General features: G+C 47.9%; 15 protein-coding genes. 13 read left to right on the forward strand and 2 right to left on the reverse strand.

Translation table 11 applies throughout. From position 1 onward, the window contains the following. Positions 1-246: 246 nt before the first annotated feature. Complete coding sequence (locus tag P1P86_07045; protein ID MDF1574934.1) at positions 247-1,680, reverse strand: polysaccharide biosynthesis C-terminal domain-containing protein; 1,434 nt, start codon at positions 1,678-1,680, stop codon at positions 247-249. A gap of 73 nt (positions 1,681-1,753) precedes the next feature. On the opposite strand from P1P86_07045, the gene P1P86_07050 reads away from it, so the two are divergent. From P1P86_07050 to P1P86_07075, 6 genes are all read left to right on the forward strand, one after another. Next, positions 1,754-2,908 (forward strand): glycosyltransferase family 1 protein, encoded by a 1,155-nt coding sequence (locus P1P86_07050; GenBank protein ID MDF1574935.1) that lies wholly within the window; start codon positions 1,754-1,756, stop codon positions 2,906-2,908. Continuing rightward, complete coding sequence (locus tag P1P86_07055) at positions 2,901-3,503, forward strand: ribonuclease HII (protein ID MDF1574936.1); 603 nt, start codon at positions 2,901-2,903, stop codon at positions 3,501-3,503. The genes P1P86_07050 and P1P86_07055 overlap by 8 nt, the downstream gene beginning before the upstream one ends. Before the next feature lie 116 nt (positions 3,504-3,619). Continuing rightward, positions 3,620-5,773 carry a S46 family peptidase gene (locus tag P1P86_07060; GenBank protein ID MDF1574937.1) on the forward strand — a complete coding sequence of 718 codons (2,154 nt, stop codon included), beginning with the start codon at positions 3,620-3,622 and terminating at the stop codon, positions 5,771-5,773. Between the two features lie 7 nt (positions 5,774-5,780). After that, a complete protein-coding gene (rnhA, locus tag P1P86_07065) occupies positions 5,781-6,260 on the forward strand; it encodes a ribonuclease HI (GenBank protein ID MDF1574938.1) in 480 nt (159 codons plus the stop codon). Between the two features lie 35 nt (positions 6,261-6,295). Beyond that, positions 6,296-6,808 carry a SiaB family protein kinase gene (locus P1P86_07070; GenBank protein MDF1574939.1) on the forward strand — a complete coding sequence of 171 codons (513 nt, stop codon included), beginning with the start codon at positions 6,296-6,298 and terminating at the stop codon, positions 6,806-6,808. A 147-nt stretch (positions 6,809-6,955) separates the two neighbouring features. Next, positions 6,956-9,406, forward strand: coding sequence for an ABC transporter permease (locus P1P86_07075; GenBank protein ID MDF1574940.1), 2,451 nt, complete (start codon positions 6,956-6,958; stop codon positions 9,404-9,406). A gap of 11 nt (positions 9,407-9,417) precedes the next feature. Here P1P86_07075 and kdsB read toward each other — a convergent pair whose 3' ends face one another. Beyond that, positions 9,418-10,167, reverse strand: a complete 750-nt coding sequence (kdsB, locus tag P1P86_07080) for a 3-deoxy-manno-octulosonate cytidylyltransferase (protein ID MDF1574941.1) — start codon at positions 10,165-10,167, stop codon at positions 9,418-9,420. 101 nt (positions 10,168-10,268) lie between these two features. Between kdsB and P1P86_07085 the strand changes: the two genes are divergently transcribed. The 7 genes from P1P86_07085 to lepA all read left to right on the forward strand — a co-directional run bounded on the left by P1P86_07085 (position 10,269) and on the right by lepA (position 17,389). Next, the gene (locus tag P1P86_07085) at positions 10,269-11,513 is read left to right on the forward strand and encodes a sigma-54 dependent transcriptional regulator (protein MDF1574942.1); all 1,245 of its coding nucleotides are present in this window, start codon (positions 10,269-10,271) and stop codon (positions 11,511-11,513) included. A 3-nt stretch (positions 11,514-11,516) separates the two neighbouring features. Continuing rightward, entirely contained in the window at positions 11,517-12,038 is a 522-nt protein-coding gene (locus P1P86_07090; GenBank protein MDF1574943.1) for an LptE family protein, read from the forward strand. 11 nt (positions 12,039-12,049) lie between these two features. Next, complete coding sequence (locus P1P86_07095; protein MDF1574944.1) at positions 12,050-12,898, forward strand: hypothetical protein; 849 nt, start codon at positions 12,050-12,052, stop codon at positions 12,896-12,898. A gap of 12 nt (positions 12,899-12,910) precedes the next feature. Further along, positions 12,911-13,258: a preprotein translocase subunit SecG gene (secG, locus tag P1P86_07100; protein MDF1574945.1), complete on the forward strand. Its 348-nt coding sequence runs from the start codon at positions 12,911-12,913 to the stop codon at positions 13,256-13,258. 140 nt (positions 13,259-13,398) lie between these two features. Further along, positions 13,399-13,680, forward strand: coding sequence for a co-chaperone GroES (locus P1P86_07105; GenBank protein ID MDF1574946.1), 282 nt, complete (start codon positions 13,399-13,401; stop codon positions 13,678-13,680). 22 nt (positions 13,681-13,702) lie between these two features. Beyond that, positions 13,703-15,334: a chaperonin GroEL gene (gene groL, locus P1P86_07110; protein ID MDF1574947.1), complete on the forward strand. Its 1,632-nt coding sequence runs from the start codon at positions 13,703-13,705 to the stop codon at positions 15,332-15,334. Positions 15,335-15,601: 267 nt separating this feature from the next. Next, positions 15,602-17,389, forward strand: a complete 1,788-nt coding sequence (gene lepA / locus P1P86_07115) for a translation elongation factor 4 (protein ID MDF1574948.1) — start codon at positions 15,602-15,604, stop codon at positions 17,387-17,389. Positions 17,390-17,395: the final 6 nt, after the last annotated feature.

The raw sequence follows: 17,395 nt of genomic DNA on the forward strand, positions 1-17,395 counted from the left end.
AGCAAAGCCCGATGTAATGTATCCTCCAGGCTGAATTTAGAATCAACAACTTTCTAACATTTTGAAATACTAAAATATATACAGGAGTAAAAAACACTATATATATTACTAATATAGTTTAATAATCAATCATATATATATTATATTGTCTTATATAATGTATGTAAATGCATAAATATCTTTAGTTAAAATACTTGATTAGGGCCGGAAGGCAGTTTTTCGGGACAGGCCTATTCCTTTGTGGAACTATTCCTTTAACAGTGCCAGGATTTTGGAGAAACTGATCAGGCCCAGAAGCATGGAGCTGCCGATGCAGGAGGCCAGCAGTATCAGGAGGCCCGGGATCCATCCCTGAATCGATTGTGACAAGTAGCCTGAGACCAGGTTGATGGCCAGGAAGATGGCCAGTTTGAAAAAAATGTTCCTGTTTGTGGGAATCTTCAGTATGCGGATGGATAGGATAAGCTGGACCATGGCGTAAAAGACCTGTGAGACCAGGCTGGATATGGCAGCTCCAAGGGCCTGGTGCCTGGGGATCAGGATCAGGTTCAATCCGATATTGATTACTACCGTGATTGCAGCCACCGTATTCAGCTGTCGCAGGTTATAGTTGGCTGTGAGCAGGGTGCCATACAGGTAGCTGATGGAAACAAACACAAATCCGATCATCAGAATCCCAAATATGGTTGAACTGTAAGGGGAATCTGAGTGGTAGAGCAGATCAATGATCTCAAGTTTGTAGAAGTTGGACGCCAGTGCAGCGCTCAGACCGGCTACCATCAGAAGAGGAAGAGCGATACGCAGCAGTTCATTGACATTTTGCCTCATCTGGATCATCCGGGAGAACATGGGCAGAAGCAGCATGGCAAACAGGAGCGAGAATTGGGTGGCTGCCTCAAAGATCCGGAAAGACTGTGCATAGATACCAGCCTGTTCCCAGCCGTTGTCCAGCAGGCGTTCAAGCATTACCGAATCCACCCGGTTAAAGAGGGCCATCAGGAGGATCAGCAGCGCAAAGGGGTAGCTGGCCCTTAGAATTTTCAGAGAACCTGATAAACTGATAAGCCGGATAAAGGAGCCTGATCTGAACCGGACGATGACAGCACTTGTAAGGAGGGTCAGGATATATGAGACCGTCTGCGCATAAACAAACCACTCAATCTGAAACGATTTGCTGGTGATGTTTCCCCATAGCAACAATCCGATAAAAAGGATCATCAGGCTCCGGTCCATGACGGAAAGAAGGCTGTCGGTCCGGTATAACTGCAAGCCGCTGATATTGGTTCTGAAATACAGGATGAAGGAGGAAAGAAACTGGTTCAGGACCAGGATACTGAGCATTTGAAACTGTGCATGGGAGTATCCGAGGACCTTGCCCGAGACCAGCACCACACCCGCATAAACCAGAGATAGAAACAGCTTAAGCGGGATGATGGCTGCCAGATGGTCTTTTATTAAAAGGGGGTCCCTGGAGATGGCCCGGTTGTTGTAATTATTGATCCCCACATCCAGCAGCATGTTCAGGATGAATGCAAAATTGAACAGGGAGAAATAAAAACCGTAGATCTCTTCACCCACCCGGTTCTGTACCCCAACTTCAATGCCAAAGAACCAGATTGGTTTGATCAGAAGGTTCAGAAAGATCAGCAGGGAGAGGTTGGTGATGAAGTGTTTTTTCAAACCCGGGAGCTTAAAATATTTTTTAAATCAATACAAATGTAATAAGTTCGCCCCATAAATCTGAAAGGGCATCTTGAATCAGGGAACAAAACGAAAGACGATTGCTGTAAACACCAGGCTTCTGATGCCGGGAAAGTTGGATGGTATTGGCTGGTTTACCTACGAAACCCTGAAAAGGATCACCAGGGCTCATCCCGAAGTTGAGTTTATTTTTCTTTTTGATCGCAGATACAGCAAAGAGGTAATATTCGGGGAGAATGTGCGCCCGGTCATACTCGGGCCGCCTACGCGTCATCCGTTCCTCTGGCATATCTGGTTTCAGTGGCGTGTTCAAAAATACCTTAGAAAGAAGCAACCGGATCTGTTTCTCAGCACCGATGGGTTTATTCCCCTCTGCACCCGGATCCCCTCTGTTTCGGTTATCCACGATATAAATTTTGTACACCGGCCGGGCGATTTGCCCTGGCTGGTGAGAAAATACTACAGGCATTATTTCCCGAAATTTGCACTCAGGGCCAGCAGGATTGTGACCGTAAGTGAATATTCCAGAAGAGATATCATTAATCACTACGAGATCCCGGAGGAGAAGATCGATCTGGCCTATAACGGAGTTAATGACAGGTATCATCCTCTTAGTGAGGAAGAAGCGGAGGAAGTACGTAAAAAGTATACCGGAAGCTCTCCCTATTTTGTGTTTGTGGGAAGCTTACATCCGCGCAAAAACATTGCCAACCTCTTAAAAGCATTTCAGTTGTTCAAGGATGAAAACAGGGGCAACTACAAGCTGGTGCTGGTTGGAGAAAAATTCTTTCTGACCAAACTTATGGAGGAACAGTTGGAGAAGATGAAAAACAGAAGGGATGTGATTTTTACCGGCAGGCTTACGCCTGATCAGCTGAACGATGTGCTGGGTGCAGCCTGGGCCATGACCTTTGTTCCCTTTTTTGAAGGATTTGGAATTCCCATCCTGGAGGCTATGAAATGTGAAATACCTGTTATTGCCTCTAATGTGACCAGCCTGCCCGAGATTGCAGGGGATGCAGCCCTCTATGCATCGCCCGATAGTCCGGGAAGTATCAGGGATGGAATGATTCGCATCGTCCGGGAGGAGGGTTTGCGCGATGAGCTGGTTGAACGGGGAAGAATACGGCGCGAACTGTTCAGCTGGGATCATACTGCGGACAAGTTATGGAGCTCTGTGGAGCAGGTGTTGGATGAACATGCTTAAGCCATACCATACGAAAGGAAAGGTGGAAGCCGGCTGTGATGAGGCAGGCAGGGGCTGTATAGCAGGTCCCGTATATGCTGCGGCTGTGATCCTTCCCCCGCAGTTTTGCCACGCAGACCTGGACGACAGCAAGAAACTTTCCAGGAAAAAGAGGGAGCAATTGCGCATACTTATAGAGCAGGAGGCGATCAGTTGGGGAGTCGGTGTGGCGGTTGAAGAGGAAATCGATCAGATCAATATCCTGAATGCCTCCTTTCTGGCCATGCACCGGGCCCTGGAGAAGCTGCGGCCAGTTCCGGAATCCCTGCTGATCGATGGCAATCGTTTTAAGCCTTACAAAGATATTTTGCACTCCTGCATTGTGAAAGGAGACGGAATCTATGCCTCCATTGCTGCCGCTTCCATCCTGGCTAAAACGCACCGGGATGAATACATGGAAACGCTGCACCTGCATTATCCCCTTTACGGATGGGGAAGAAACATGGGATATCCAACCAGGGCGCACCGAAGGGCATTACTGGAGGCTGGTCCCACGCCTCACCACCGGCGCTCTTTCAAATTGCTGGATGATCAGATTCAGATCGGCTTTTCTTAAACATACTGTGCTGGCTATAAAACAGCCTGTTGCATGGTGGTTTCAGGAAGAATTTTGCAATATTTGCAAATCATTTTCCCGGAATTGCATTATCAAATCACATAAATGGTATTAAGATGAAAAAGGTTTTTCTTTTAGTAATTGCATTGGTATTTACCTTTCAGGTAAGAGTGCTTGCAGACGAAGGCATGTGGCTGCTGAGCCTCATCAAGCAGGTGAACATGGATGAGATGACCGAGCTGGGTTTGCAGCTGACAGCCGAACAAATATACAGCATTAATCAGGCCAGTCTGAAGGATGCAGTTGGTGCCCTGGATCGTGGATCCTGTAACGCAGAGCTGGTTTCGTCCGATGGCCTTCTGCTGACCAACCACCACTGCGGATATGGAGAGATCCAGAATCACAGCTCTCTGGAACATGACTATCTGAAAGATGGTTTCTGGGCGATGACCAGGGAGGAGGAACTGCCCAATGAGGGGAAGACCATCACCTTTCTGGTAAGGATGGAAGAGGTCACTGACCGGATCGTCCCCGAACTGAATGAGGAAATGGGAATGCAGGAACGCGCATCGAAGGAGCTCTCTCTGACCGAAACCATCACCCGTGAGGCTACCGAAGGTAACGAGTACGAAGCTGTTGTCCGAAGCATGTTCAACGGAAACAGATATTTCCTGTTTGTAACTGAAACCTACCGGGATGTTCGTCTGGTAGGTGCCCCCCCCGAGTCCATAGGGAAATTTGGTCATGATACTGACAACTGGATGTGGCCCCGCCATACAGGAGACTTTTCCATATTCCGGGTATATACCGGTCCTGATGGGAAGCCGGCTGATTACAGCCCCGAAAACATCCCCCTGAAGTCCAGACATTATCTGCCCATCTCCTTGAAAGGCTATGAGAAAGGCGACTTCACCATGGTCATGGGTTTCCCCGGAAGTACTTCGCGTTATATGACCTCCTGGGAGGTCCAGGAATCGCTGGAAGTTGACCACCCCATACGTATACAGGTCAGGGGGATCAAACTGGATCTGATGATGGAAGATATGCTGGCCGACGAAAAGGTCAGGATCCAGTATGCATCCAAACACTCCCGTTCTTCCAACTACTGGAAGAATTCCATTGGTATGAGCAAGGGATTGAAGCAACTGAAAGTCACCGAGAAAAAGCAGCAGATTGAGTCCGAGTTCACTAGTTGGGTAAATCAGGATGAGCAGCGCAAAGCGCTTTATGGAAATGCCCTGGCTGATATTCAGGCTGCCGTAGAGGGCCGAAGAGAACTGCAGATAGCCTCCAGCTATATTATTGAAGCTTATTTCCTTGGAATAGAAACAGTGATGTTCGGGCGTAATCTGAGGGAACTGGAGATGGCTCTTTCCGATCCGGAACCTGACCAGGAGAAGATCCAGTCGATCGCCACAGCTCTGAAGGAGCGTGCTGAAGGGTTCTACAAGGATTACAACGCAGCTACCGATAAAAAGGTGATGACCGCCATGGTAAGCCTGCTTATGAATGAGCTGGACGATGAGTTCCTGCCCTCCTCCATTGTGGAGGCTAAAACCAGGTACAAGGGCGATGCAGCCAGGTATGTGGATAACTTCTTCAAAAAGTCCTTCCTGACCGATCAGGCCAGGTACAATGCATTCATGGACAAGCCATCCTTAAAGGTGCTGGAGAAAGATCCCGGTTACCAGGCTGTCCTTGCTTCCCAGAAACTCTACGAGATTGGCGGCAGGATGGCCCAGTTTGAAGAGGGCTATCGCAGAGGCACCAGGCTGTTTTTGAAAGGGCTGATTGAGATGCATCCCGAAAAGGATTTCTATTCGGATGCCAACTCCACCATGCGCATGAATTACGGGGTAGTGGGGGATTACTATCCCCGGGATGCGGTTCTCTATACACATTATACAACACTCAAAGGGGTGATGGAGAAAGAGGATCCCGATAACTTCGAATTTGTGGTCTCAGACCGTCTTAAAGAGTTGTACAAGTCGAAGGACTTTGGCCGCTACGGGGTCGACGGGACCCTGAATGTTTGTTTTACCTCCAATAACGATATCACCGGCGGCAACTCAGGAAGCCCTGTGATGAATGGAAAGGGGGAACTGATCGGGATCGCCTTTGATGGTAACTGGGAAGCCATGAGCGGAGATGTGGCTTTTGAAACAGAACTGCAGAAATGCATCAATGTGGATATCCGTTATGTCTTGTTTGTGATAGATAAATATGCCGGAGCAGGACATCTGGTGGATGAGATGACCATCATAGAGTAATGCAACCATGACCCCGGGAGAAATTGTCATTTATACAGATGGAGCTGCCCGGGGTAATCCCGGTCCGGGTGGACTGGGTGTGGTGATGATATATGGGGATCATCGCAGAGAGCTTTCAGAAGGCTATGGCTTAACCACCAATAACCGGATGGAGTTACTTGCAGTGATCAGAGGCCTGGAAGCCCTGAAACGCAAGGATCTGAGGGTGAAAATCTATACAGATTCACGCTATGTGGCTGATTCCGTGAACAAAGGATGGGTTTTCTCCTGGGAAAAACAGCGTTTCAAAAAAAAGAAGAATATAGATCTCTGGCAGCGTTTCCTGGAGTTGTACCGGGAGTATAAAGTGGAGTTTGTGTGGGTAAAAGGACATGCCAGTATTCCGGAAAATGAACGATGCGACAGGCTGGCCGTTGAGGCCAGCCATGGCGCATCGCTCAAGGTCGATTCCGGGTATGTGGAAAACATGGATGAAACAATAATGTAGTTTTTATTAAATTTCAGTACCAAACCGGGTTCATCATGCTTCGTAAGTCTATCCTGTCATACCAGGGGCCTCTTTCTTTCAGTACCATAGACTGGTTACTGTCAGAGTTTAAAATGGCGGCACAGGATCATGATCTCTCCTTCAAGACCTACAAGAAGATGATTTCGGTGCTGATAGAAGCTCTTGAAAACATCTCTAAATACAACGATCAGGTCAGATGCAACGGTGAAAAAGCATCGGGATTTTGTCCCTCTCTGCAAATAAGTGTGGACGACTCGGAAATCGAGATGGAGACAAGCAATCCTGTGAAGAACAAGGATGTGAACCCCCTGAAGGAACGGATAGACCAGGTGAACAGCCATGACAGTGTTGCTTTGAAAGAACTCTACAGATCGATCATGGCCAATGGGGAGTTTACTCCCAAAGGCGGAGCGGGCCTGGGTTTTATAGAGATGGCCAAAACATCCGGAAGTAAGCTGGAATATGTGTTCGAGAACCTGGAGAAAGGATATTCCCTCTATACATTCCGGGTCTCCATGCATAAATAGCCCCACTGTTCTATTCCGTGCAGTACAGGTTCATTTCCGTACACTTTTCCTGTATGGCTGCCTGTTGTAATTCGGATAACTATTTTATTTTAAGTGTACTGGGGTTTGTGGCATAAAAACTGTTTTAACCCTGGACAGAGTTGTGTTATGTGGAGGAATTTCTTTGCCGTAGCTTTAAGGAATATCAGTAAGAACAAGATATTTTACCTGATTAACGTGTCAGGGCTGGCCATTGGATTGGCCAGTTCGATCCTGATCCTCCTGTTTATAATCAAGGAACTTAGCTTTGATCGCTTTCATGAGTACAAGCACAGAATCCACAGACTTTACATTGACGGGGTCATCGGGGAACAATCCTTTCGCGGAGCATGGACCTCCATGGTGATGGCTCCCACCTTTGCCGCAGAGATTCCGGAAATCGAGGAGTATGTGAGGTTCGATGTCTATAATCAGAACCTGATTTGGTATGAAGGGGAGCGGCAGGTAGAGGATCACTTACTTTTCGCAGATCCCTCTATTTTTGATGTTTTCACCATCAAGATGGTCAGGGGGGATCCCCGCACGGCTCTTTCAAAGCCCAATTCCATTCTGATTACCGAGGAGAAGGCCAGGCTCTATTTTGGAGAAGAAAATCCCCTGGGGCTTCCCCTCCATGTAAACGTGGACAGTAATCTTTACTATGTGACCGGTGTCATAGAGGCTCTTCCGGAGAATTCCCATTTTTTTGCTGATTTTATTGCTTCCATGGAGACACTCGACTGGGAAAGCAACCTGACCTGGTTTCAAAATTCCATTTTCAGTTATATCCTTTTAAAACCGGGGGCCGATCCTGAATTAGTTGAACAAAAGATGGCCGATGTAATGGCTGAGCATATCCGCCTGGAACTCCGGACCATACTGGGTGTCGAACCCGACGAGTGGGCCGCGGGGGGGAATAGTTACGGAATATTTCTTCAGGCTCTGCCGGATATTCATCTCCAGCCCGATATCGAGCTGGGAATGGATAGCTGCTTTCGTCCGGTCCACGACCGCTTATATGTCCATATTTTTGTCATGGTGGCCATTTTTATCCTTGTGATAGCCGCCATTAATTTTATGAACCTTTCAACGTCCAGATCCGCCACCAGGGCCAGGGAGATCGGGGTAAGGAAGGTGGCAGGCTCCGACCGGTCGCTGCTTATCCGGCAGTTTCTCACAGAATCGGTATTATTGAGTTTAATGGCTCTGGCCCTTGCTTTGATACTCGTGGAACTGTCGCTTCCCTGGTTCAATCAGGCCATGGATTTGGATTTACGCATGGGAAAGGCTCAGTACAGTTACCTTTTACCCGTAGTGCTCTTGCTGGCCCTTCTGGTGGGACTGCTCAGCGGGTTTTATCCGGCCATGTACCTGTCCGGGTTCAAACCCGTTGATGGTATCAGGGGAGGTTTCCCGGGCAACAAAAGGGCTGGCTTCTTCAGATCCGGGATGGTCGTTGGCCAGTTCACCATTTCTGTCGCCATCATAGTCGGTACACTCATTGTTTCTAACCAATTGCACTTTTTACTCAACAAGGAGCTTGGCTATAATAAGGAGCAAGTGGTCGTGTTAAAAAGGATCCATCCTCTGAAAAGAAGTATTCAAACCTTCTGCCGGGAGATAGAGAAGATACCCGGGGTGGTCTCAGCCAGCAACAGCACCACCTATCTGGGCTACAATAACAGTTCAGAAACCTACCAGATTAAGGGAAGAGATGCCACCAAAAACTACCTGTTTGCCACTAACTATGTGGACGAAGAGTTTATGTGCACCTACGGTTTTCATCTGGCCGACGAAAAGAGCAGATTTTTTGATCCGGCATCCTCAGGCAATGGCTCGGCCATCCTGATCAATGAGGCTGCCGTGTCTGAATTTGGGATCACCGACCCTTTAAATACAGTTATTCTGGAGCCGACCATGGAAGGGGATACCAATCATTTAAGAGTGATTGGTGTCATTGAGGATTTTCACCATAGTTCCCTGCGGGATCCCATTGGTCCATATATGCTCAGGTATAAGGAAGAACATATGGATTGGTCGGGTGTGATTAGCGTGCAGCTGGGTGTGGCGGGTAAGGGGATTCCTGTCACTCTGAACAAAATCAGATCCGCCTGGATGCAGATGACAGATGATGCCCCCTTCCAGTTCTTTTTCCTGAGCGACGAGCTTAACAATTATTACAAGGAGGAGCGGCGTACCGGACGCTTATCTTTGCTCTTTGCCATCCTGTCCACCTTTGTTGCCTGCCTGGGTCTCATTGGACTGACCCTGCAAAACACACAAAGGCGGATCAGAGAGATAGGGATCAGAAAGGCCATGGGGGCCTCCATCAGAGATATCATCCTGCTGGTCTCCCGCGAGCTGGTGTTACTGATGGGAATATCTGTTCTGATGGCCTGGGTAGCTGCCTATTTGTTTATGCAGAACTGGCTGCAGGGCTTCCCTTTTAATATCGGATTCAAGCCCTGGATCTATCTGGTTTCGGCCTTTTCAGCCATGTTTATTGCGATTTTCTCAGTGACCCTCCTGGCCTATTATGCGGCCAGGAGCAATCCGGCCAGTACATTGCATTACGAGTAGCAGGAAGGAGATCAGTAGGATCCCTGTTTCCGGATCAGTTCCAGGTCCTCGGGTGTATCCACCCCGATGGAGGAAAGATGGGTGACTGCGGTCCGGATAGCCATTCCATGTTCCATCCATCGAAGCTGTTCTAATGATTCGGCCAGTTCCAGGTCAGAGGGCGTCAGTTTGGCCACCTGTTCCAGGACCTCGCGCCGGAAGGCATAGAGCCCGATATGCGCATAATACCGGAGCTTTCTTGCATCACTCTCCTTCCTGTTCCTGACAAAAGGGATGGGGGCCCTGGAGAAGTAGAGTGCCCTGAACGTCCTGTCTACCACCACCTTGACCACGTTGTAATTTTCCAGTTCTTCCCGGTCAGTCACCTCTCTGATCAGTGTGGCAATATCGGTCCCCGGTGTCTGAAAACAGGAGATCAGGGTTTGCAGTTGTTCCTGCTGAATCAAAGGTTCATCACCCTGGATATTTACCACATGAGAGAAACGGAGCCCACTTTGTTGCTCATATAATACGGCCGCTTCGGCACACCTCTCGGTCCCGCTGCTGTGTTCCGGAGAGGTCATCAGAACCCTTCCCCCAAATTTCACGACTGCCTGCCGGATCCGCTCATCATCTGTGGCCACCAGCAGATGATCAAAGAGGGAGAATGCACGCTCATATACCCATTGAATCATCGGTTTTTTCCCCAGCATGGCCAGTGGTTTACCAGGGAAACGGGAAGAAGCATATCTTGCAGGAATAATAGCCAGGAATTCAGTCACCTTTTTATTTCAAAAATAGGAAACTATGGGGATAAACCTTTTTGAATCCGGCGAAAATTGTAATTTTGTCATACTTTCAGGTTATTTTGTCAGAATACAGCATGGACATTCAACAGATAAAACAACGTTTTGCGATCATAGGTACATATCCGGGTTTGGACAGGGCCATTGATATTGCCCGGCAGGTGGCTCCGACCGATCTGAGTGTACTGATATCGGGAGAGAGTGGAACCGGGAAAGAGGTTTTCCCTCAGATCATTCACTCCCTCGGAGTAAGGAAACACGGCCCATACATTGCTGTGAACTGCGGAGCTATTCCTGATGGCACCATAGATTCAGAACTCTTTGGTCATGAAAAAGGGTCATTCACCGGGGCTCACGATACAAGGAAAGGGTACTTTGAGGTTTCAAACGGAGGAACGATTTTTCTGGATGAAGTAGCCGAGCTGCCGCTTTCAACGCAGGTCCGCCTTCTCAGGGTCCTGGAGACCGGTGAGTTTATCAGGGTAGGTTCATCCAAAGTACTGAAAACCGACGTGAGAGTGGTGGCCGCCACCAACCTGGATGTGGTCCAGGCCATAAGAAAAGCGAAATTCAGGGAAGATCTGTTCTATCGCCTGAATACGGTGCCCATCCAGATTCCGTCCCTGAAGGAGCGTGGGAATGATATCCTGCTGCTTTTCAGGAAATTTGCCTCAGACTTTTCGGAGCGTTACCGCATGCCCTCCATTCGCCTGGACGAAGAAGCTCAGCAGATATTGTTAAATTACGAATGGCCGGGCAATATACGCCAGCTGAAGAATATAACCGAACAACTCTCCATCATAGAACAGGAGAGAGAAATTACGGCTGCAGTATTGATGCACTACCTTCCCGATTATCATAAAACCCGCTTGCCGGCGTTAATAAACAAAGAGTCGGTTTCCGAGGAAGCCTTTCAATCGGAAAGGGAGATCCTTTACAAAGTGCTCTTCGATATGAAGAGCGATATGAACGATCTGAAAAAGCTGGTGGCCCAGATTATGGAGAAGGGCTCGGTGAGCACAGACATCGAAGAGGAAAATGAGGGGATCATAAAAAAGCTTTATGCCACGGTAGACGATATGCCGGTCGATGCCGAGGACATGATCACTCAAAAGAACCCGGGCAGAAAAGAGCGGGATGAGGAAAATATCCTGGATACGGAGGAGATTGTTGAGGAGTCGCTTTCCCTTGAAGAAAAAGAGATAGAGTTGATAATTAAGGCATTGGACAGGCATAATGGAAAACGCAAATATGCGGCTTTGGATCTGGGGATCTCTGAAAGGACCCTTTACAGGAAAATCAAAGAATACCATATTGAATAGGAGATGAGCAAGACCTTACAGTATTTCAGGTTAATGGCTGTTTGTGTTACCCTTCTGGTGGCACTCGCGGGTTGTAAGATATCCTACTCTTTCAGCGGGGTGAACATCTCGCCGGAGGTAAAGACCTACTCTGTGGATTATTTTCAGAACCGGGCCCCTGTTGTACAGGCACAACTGAGCAATGTTTTTACGGAAACCCTTCAGGACAAGATACAGAGCAATACAAGCCTGGAGTTTTCCAACCAGGGCGGTGATGTGGAGTTTTCAGGCGAGATCACCGGATATGAGACGCGGCCTATGGCCATTACCGGTGCTGAACTGGCAGCCCGTAACAGACTTACCATTACGGTTCGGGTGAAATATACCAATGTGGTGGAACCGGAGCTTGATTATGATACAAGTTTCTCCCGTTACGAGGACTATGATGCTTCCCAGGACCTGAGCAGTGTGGAAAACGAACTGATAGAGCTGATCGTTGAGAATCTGGTGGAGGATATTTTCAACAGGGCATTTGTTTCCTGGTAACTCAAGAATATATGGACGCTTCAGATATTATACGCCTTTTAGATTCGAGGCATTATGCACCCGCCGACCTGGATGAGGTAAACAAGCTTTGCAGGGATTTTCCCGAGTTCAGTGCTGCTCATATTTTAAAGGTTCGTATTATGGAGGCCCTGGGCCATGAGAAACAGCGGCAGCTAAAAGTTGCAGCCGTGTACTCCGTGGACAGGAAAAAACTTTTCAGCTTGGTGACCGGGGTATTGGAGACACCGGAACCAGAGGCAATACAGGAGGATGAAGGAGATGAGATTATCCAGTTTTCGGAGGATAGCAATCAGCATGCAGATCTGATCATCGGGCAACATGCGCCATATCTGGACCGGGAACCCTCCGGGGATCTTCTGGAACTGGATGAGGAGCCGCAGGATGAGCTGCTGGATATTGTGGATGAGGAGCCGCTTGAGGATTCCGCAGAACAGTCTTCAAACGAGGAGCTGGATTCCGATATGCTGCTTACTCCGAAAGAAAAGGATGAAACCGATATGGAGGAACCCGGCGAATCTGCAGAAGAGGAACTGCCAAGCATTGACCGGGTCGATCAGGACAGGAAAAAGAATAACAATCATCTGATCAGCAGCTTTCTAAATGTTGAACCGGGGCCCATCAGGGCCGATAGGGAGACCAGCCTGAAAGGAGATGTATCCCTGGCTTCCATCAGGGAGCATGATGGGTTTATTACCGACACACTGGCTCAGATTTATGTGAAACAGGGACTCTTTGCCAAGGCCATCTATGCTTACGAGAGATTAAGTTTGAAATATCCGGAAAAAAGTGCTTACTTTGCAGCTCAAATTGAGAAAATTAGGAATATAAACCATTCATAAAGAGGCATTAATATGTTTGTTGTATTTACGGTATTGATTGTGGTTACCTGCATCTTTACCATTTTGATCGTACTTGTACAGAATTCAAAAGGTGGCGGACTGGCATCAAATTTTTCCTCCTCAAACCAGTACATGGGTGTTCGAAAAACAGCCGATTTCCTGGAGAAGGCTACCTGGATCCTGGGATCTGCACTGATCATTTTTAGTCTTCTGGCCGGAATTACGGTTCCCAAAGCGGGAGAGACTGACAATTCCCGGCTGCAGGGTCAGTTTGACGAAACCATCATGGACCAGCCGGCTCAAACCATTGACCTTCCCGAATCATTTGGCACAGAACCTGCCGAAGGTGACACAGAATAGCCAGTAGGAATTTTTTTCAGGATGAAAGGTGTCAGTATGTCATATTACTGACACTTTTTTTTTGTTTATCTCCTTTGGCACAAAATGTGATAAAGAGAAAGCGATTTTGATAATGTCGAACTTATAAATACTAAACAAAAATGGCAGAACTTAAAGGTAAGATCCTTGCAGGTAAAATTCTTGTCAGACCTTCAGAGGCCGAGGAGAAAACCGCCAGTGGTATCATCATTCCTGAAACAGCGAAAGAAAAACCACAGCATGGTAAAGTGGTAATGGTAGGAGCAGACAAAAAGGACGAACCCATGGAAGTCAAAGTGGGGGACAAAGTTCTTTATGGTAAATTTGCCGGTCAGGAACTAACCATTGATGAAGAAGACTATCTTCTGATTTCACAGAGCGATGTTTTATTCATTACAAAGTAAATAACCAATAAAATAAATAGAAATGGCAAAAGAGATCAAATTTGACATGGCGGCCAGGGATCAGCTGAAAAGCGGAATCGATCAGCTGGCTAATGCTGTCAAAGTAACACTTGGCCCCAAGGGTCGCAATGTAATTATTGAGAAAAAATTTGGTGCTCCCCAGGTCACCAAGGATGGTGTAACAGTAGCAAAGGAGATAGAACTGGAAGATCCTATTGAAAACGTAGGTGCCCAGATGGTAAAAGAAGTTGCCTCCAAGACCAATGACGATGCAGGTGATGGTACTACTACTGCCACAGTTCTGGCCCAGTCCATCGTTTCTGTTGGATTGAAAAACGTAACAGCAGGTGCCAACCCCATGGATCTGAAAAGGGGAATTGACAAGGCAGTTGCTGAGGTTGTAAAGAGTCTTCAGGAGCAATCCCAGGAAGTTGGTGATGACAACAAGAAAATACAACAGGTTGCATCGATCTCAGCCAACAATGAATCCTCTATTGGTGCCCTGATCGCTGAAGCTATGTCAAAGGTGAAGAAAGAGGGTGTGATTACTATTGAAGAGTCCAAATCTTCAGACACCTATGTGGATGTCGTGGAAGGTATGCAGTTTGACCGCGGTTATATCTCCCCCTATTTTGTGACAGACACAGAGAAGATGGAGGCAGTTCTCGAGAATCCTTACGTACTGATTCACGATAAGAAAATCTCTACCATGAAGGACCTGCTTCCCGTTCTCGAAGCCACCGCTCAGAATGGCCGTCCCCTGATGATTATTGCAGAAGATGTTGATGCTGAAGCTCTGGCAACTCTGGTTGTGAACAAGCTGCGCGGATCTCTGAAGATCGCTGCAGTGAAGGCTCCCGGATTTGGTGACAGAAGGAAAGAGATGCTGGAAGATATAGCCATCCTTACAGGAGGTACTGTTATTTCGGAAGAGAAAGGACTGAAGCTGGAAAACACCGAACTGGATATGCTCGGACAGGCAGAAAAGATTTCCATTGACAAAGAGAATACAACCATTGTAAATGGCGCAGGTGAAAAACCGATGATTGAAGCCAGGGTTGGGCAGATCAAAAAGCAGATCGAAAATACCACTTCAGATTATGACCGTGAAAAGCTTCAGGAACGCCTGGCCAAGCTGGCAGGAGGCGTGGCAGTCATCTATGTTGGAGCCGTCTCGGAGGTGGAGATGAAATCGAAAAAGGACCTGTTCGACGATGCATTAAGCGCTACCCGCGCTGCCGTTGAGGAAGGAATTATTCCAGGAGGCGGTGTTGCCTATCTTCGTTCCATTGAAAAGCTTGAAAAATTCAAGGGATCCAATGATGACGAGAATACAGGGATTGCCATCGTCAGAAGAGCTCTTGAGGAGCCACTTCGCCAGATTGTTGAAAATGCCGGCCAGGAAGGTTCTGTGGTTGTTAAGGAGATCAGAGACGGGAAAGCTAATTATGGATACAATGCCCACACAGAGAAGTTTGAGAACCTCTTTGAAGCCGGGGTTATCGATCCTACCAAAGTGGCTCGTATTGCACTGGAAAATGCCGCCTCTATAGCCGGTATGTTACTGACCACCGAGTGTGCAATCGTTGATATTCCCCAACCCGAACCCCCAATGCCCGCAGGCGGACCAGGTGGTGGAATGGGAATGATGTAGTCTGAATTACATCCATATACACTCAAGAGGTTGGTTCTTACGAGCCAGCCTCTTTTCTTTTTGGTGCCAGGTTCAGCGACGCTTCCTTTTGAAGGGATAAATTCTGTCAGGCCTCCTTCTCGAAAGAATATTGATTGAGGAGCCTACAGCTGGCACATGGTGCCAGGTTCAGCGACGAATACAATATTCTGAAGAGAATCCCCGGCTGACAAATTTGTGCCGGAGATTACTTATCTTTGTGGGCGCAAAAAAACTGCTTGATCCCATATGGCTAATATTCGCAATTTCTGTATCATTGCCCACATCGACCATGGAAAGAGTACTCTGGCCGACAGGTTGCTGATGGCCACCGGCACTCTGGATGAAAGGGATTTCCAGGATCAGGTACTCGATAATATGGAGCTCGAGCGTGAGCGCGGTATTACCATAAAAAGTCATGCCATCCAGATGGAGTATGAATCCGGGGGTATACGCTATTTGCTGAACCTGATCGATACTCCCGGTCATGTGGATTTCTCCTACGAGGTGAGCCGTTCCATTGCCGCCTGCGAAGGGGCCCTGCTGATTGTGGATGCTACCCAGGGGATCCAGGCCCAGACCATCTCAAACCTCTACCAGGCCATAGACCATGACCTGGAGATCATACCCGTTCTTAATAAGATGGATATGGAGAGTGCCATGCCCGATGAGGTAAAGGATCAGATCGAGGACCTTATTGGCTGCGGCAGGGATGAAATTATTGAGGCCAGTGGAAAGACCGGATTGGGTGTTGAAGAGATCCTGGAGGCTATTATTCAACGTATTCCCGCTCCTGGCGGAGATCCGGAAGCTCCCTTACAGGCACTGATTTTTGATTCAGTCTTTAACTCTTACCGTGGGATTTTTGCTTATTTCCGGATTATGAATGGAACGATTCGCCAGGGGGAGATGGTTAAATTTGTGGCCACCGGGAAGGAGTATGATGCCGATGAGATCGGTGTTCTGAAACTGGGTACCGAACCCAGAAAGCAACTTGCAGCCGGTGATGTGGGTTACATTATTTCGGGTATTAAGACTTCCAGGGAGGTGAGGGTGGGGGATACCATCACCCATGTGGAGCGTCCCTGCACCGAGGCTATCTCCGGCTTTGAGGATGTAAAACCCATGGTCTTTGCCGGGATCTATCCGGTAGACGCGGATGACTATGAAGACCTTCGGAACTCCATTGAGAAACTGCAGCTGAACGATGCTTCGCTCACCTTTGTTCCGGAGTCTTCTGCTGCCCTGGGTTTTGGATTCCGCTGTGGTTTCCTGGGGTTGCTGCATATGGAAATCATACAGGAGCGGCTCGACAGGGAGTTTAATATGGATGTGATCACTACAGTTCCCAATGTCTCTTTTAACGTAGTTACTACCAAAGGGGAGCTTGTGGAGGTACATAATCCTTCAGGCCTGCCAGCGCAAACTGCCATAGATCATATTGAAGAGCCTTATATTACGGCTCAGGTTATTTCAAAAGCCGAATATGTGGGATCTATTATGAATCTATGCCTCGATAAGCGGGGAACACTTAAGAACCAGGTCTATCTGACCAGCAACCGGGTGGAACTGTCTTTTGACATGCCTCTGGCCGAGATCGTATTTGATTTCTATGACCGGTTAAAAAGCATATCCAAGGGATATGCCTCCTTCGATTACCATCCCCATGGATACCGGAAGGCCGATCTGGTAAAGCTGGATATTTTGTTGAACGGGGAGATGGTTGATGCACTCTCCACCCTGATACACCGGGACAATGCCTATGACTTTGGGCGGAGGATCTGTGTGAAGTTAAAGGAGTTGATTCCACGGCAGCAATACGAGGTGGCTATTCAGGCGGCCATTGGTGCCAAAGTAATTGCCAGGGAGACCGTAAAGGCGGTGAGAAAAGATGTGACGGCTAAATGTTACGGGGGTGACATTACCAGGAAAAGGAAGCTGCTTGAAAAGCAGAAGAAGGGAAAGAAAAGAATGCGCCAGGTGGGAAATATTGAAGTACCGCAATCGGCATTTCTGGCGGTACTCAAACTTGATTAGTCTCCT

This window comes from Bacteroidales bacterium (genome assembly GCA_029210725.1).
GTDB lineage: Bacteria > Bacteroidota > Bacteroidia > Bacteroidales.

Bases quoted from the DNA above. Each gene is read 5' to 3' on its own strand.
- P1P86_07075 (MDF1574940.1), top strand. From the start codon at position 6,956: ATGTGGAGGAATTTCTTTGCCGTAGCTTTAAGGAATATCAGTAAGAAC.
- lepA (MDF1574948.1), top strand. From the start codon at position 15,602: ATGGCTAATATTCGCAATTTCTGTATCATTGCCCACATCGACCATGGA.
- P1P86_07095 (MDF1574944.1), top strand. From the start codon at position 12,050: ATGGACGCTTCAGATATTATACGCCTTTTAGATTCGAGGCATTATGCA.
- secG (MDF1574945.1), top strand. From the start codon at position 12,911: ATGTTTGTTGTATTTACGGTATTGATTGTGGTTACCTGCATCTTTACC.
- P1P86_07070 (MDF1574939.1), top strand. From the start codon at position 6,296: ATGCTTCGTAAGTCTATCCTGTCATACCAGGGGCCTCTTTCTTTCAGT.
- rnhA (MDF1574938.1), top strand. From the start codon at position 5,781: ATGACCCCGGGAGAAATTGTCATTTATACAGATGGAGCTGCCCGGGGT.
- P1P86_07055 (MDF1574936.1), top strand. From the start codon at position 2,901: ATGCTTAAGCCATACCATACGAAAGGAAAGGTGGAAGCCGGCTGTGAT.
- groL (MDF1574947.1), top strand. From the start codon at position 13,703: ATGGCAAAAGAGATCAAATTTGACATGGCGGCCAGGGATCAGCTGAAA.
- P1P86_07085 (MDF1574942.1), top strand. From the start codon at position 10,269: ATGGACATTCAACAGATAAAACAACGTTTTGCGATCATAGGTACATAT.
- P1P86_07105 (MDF1574946.1), top strand. From the start codon at position 13,399: ATGGCAGAACTTAAAGGTAAGATCCTTGCAGGTAAAATTCTTGTCAGA.
- P1P86_07090 (MDF1574943.1), top strand. From the start codon at position 11,517: ATGAGCAAGACCTTACAGTATTTCAGGTTAATGGCTGTTTGTGTTACC.
- P1P86_07060 (MDF1574937.1), top strand. From the start codon at position 3,620: ATGAAAAAGGTTTTTCTTTTAGTAATTGCATTGGTATTTACCTTTCAG.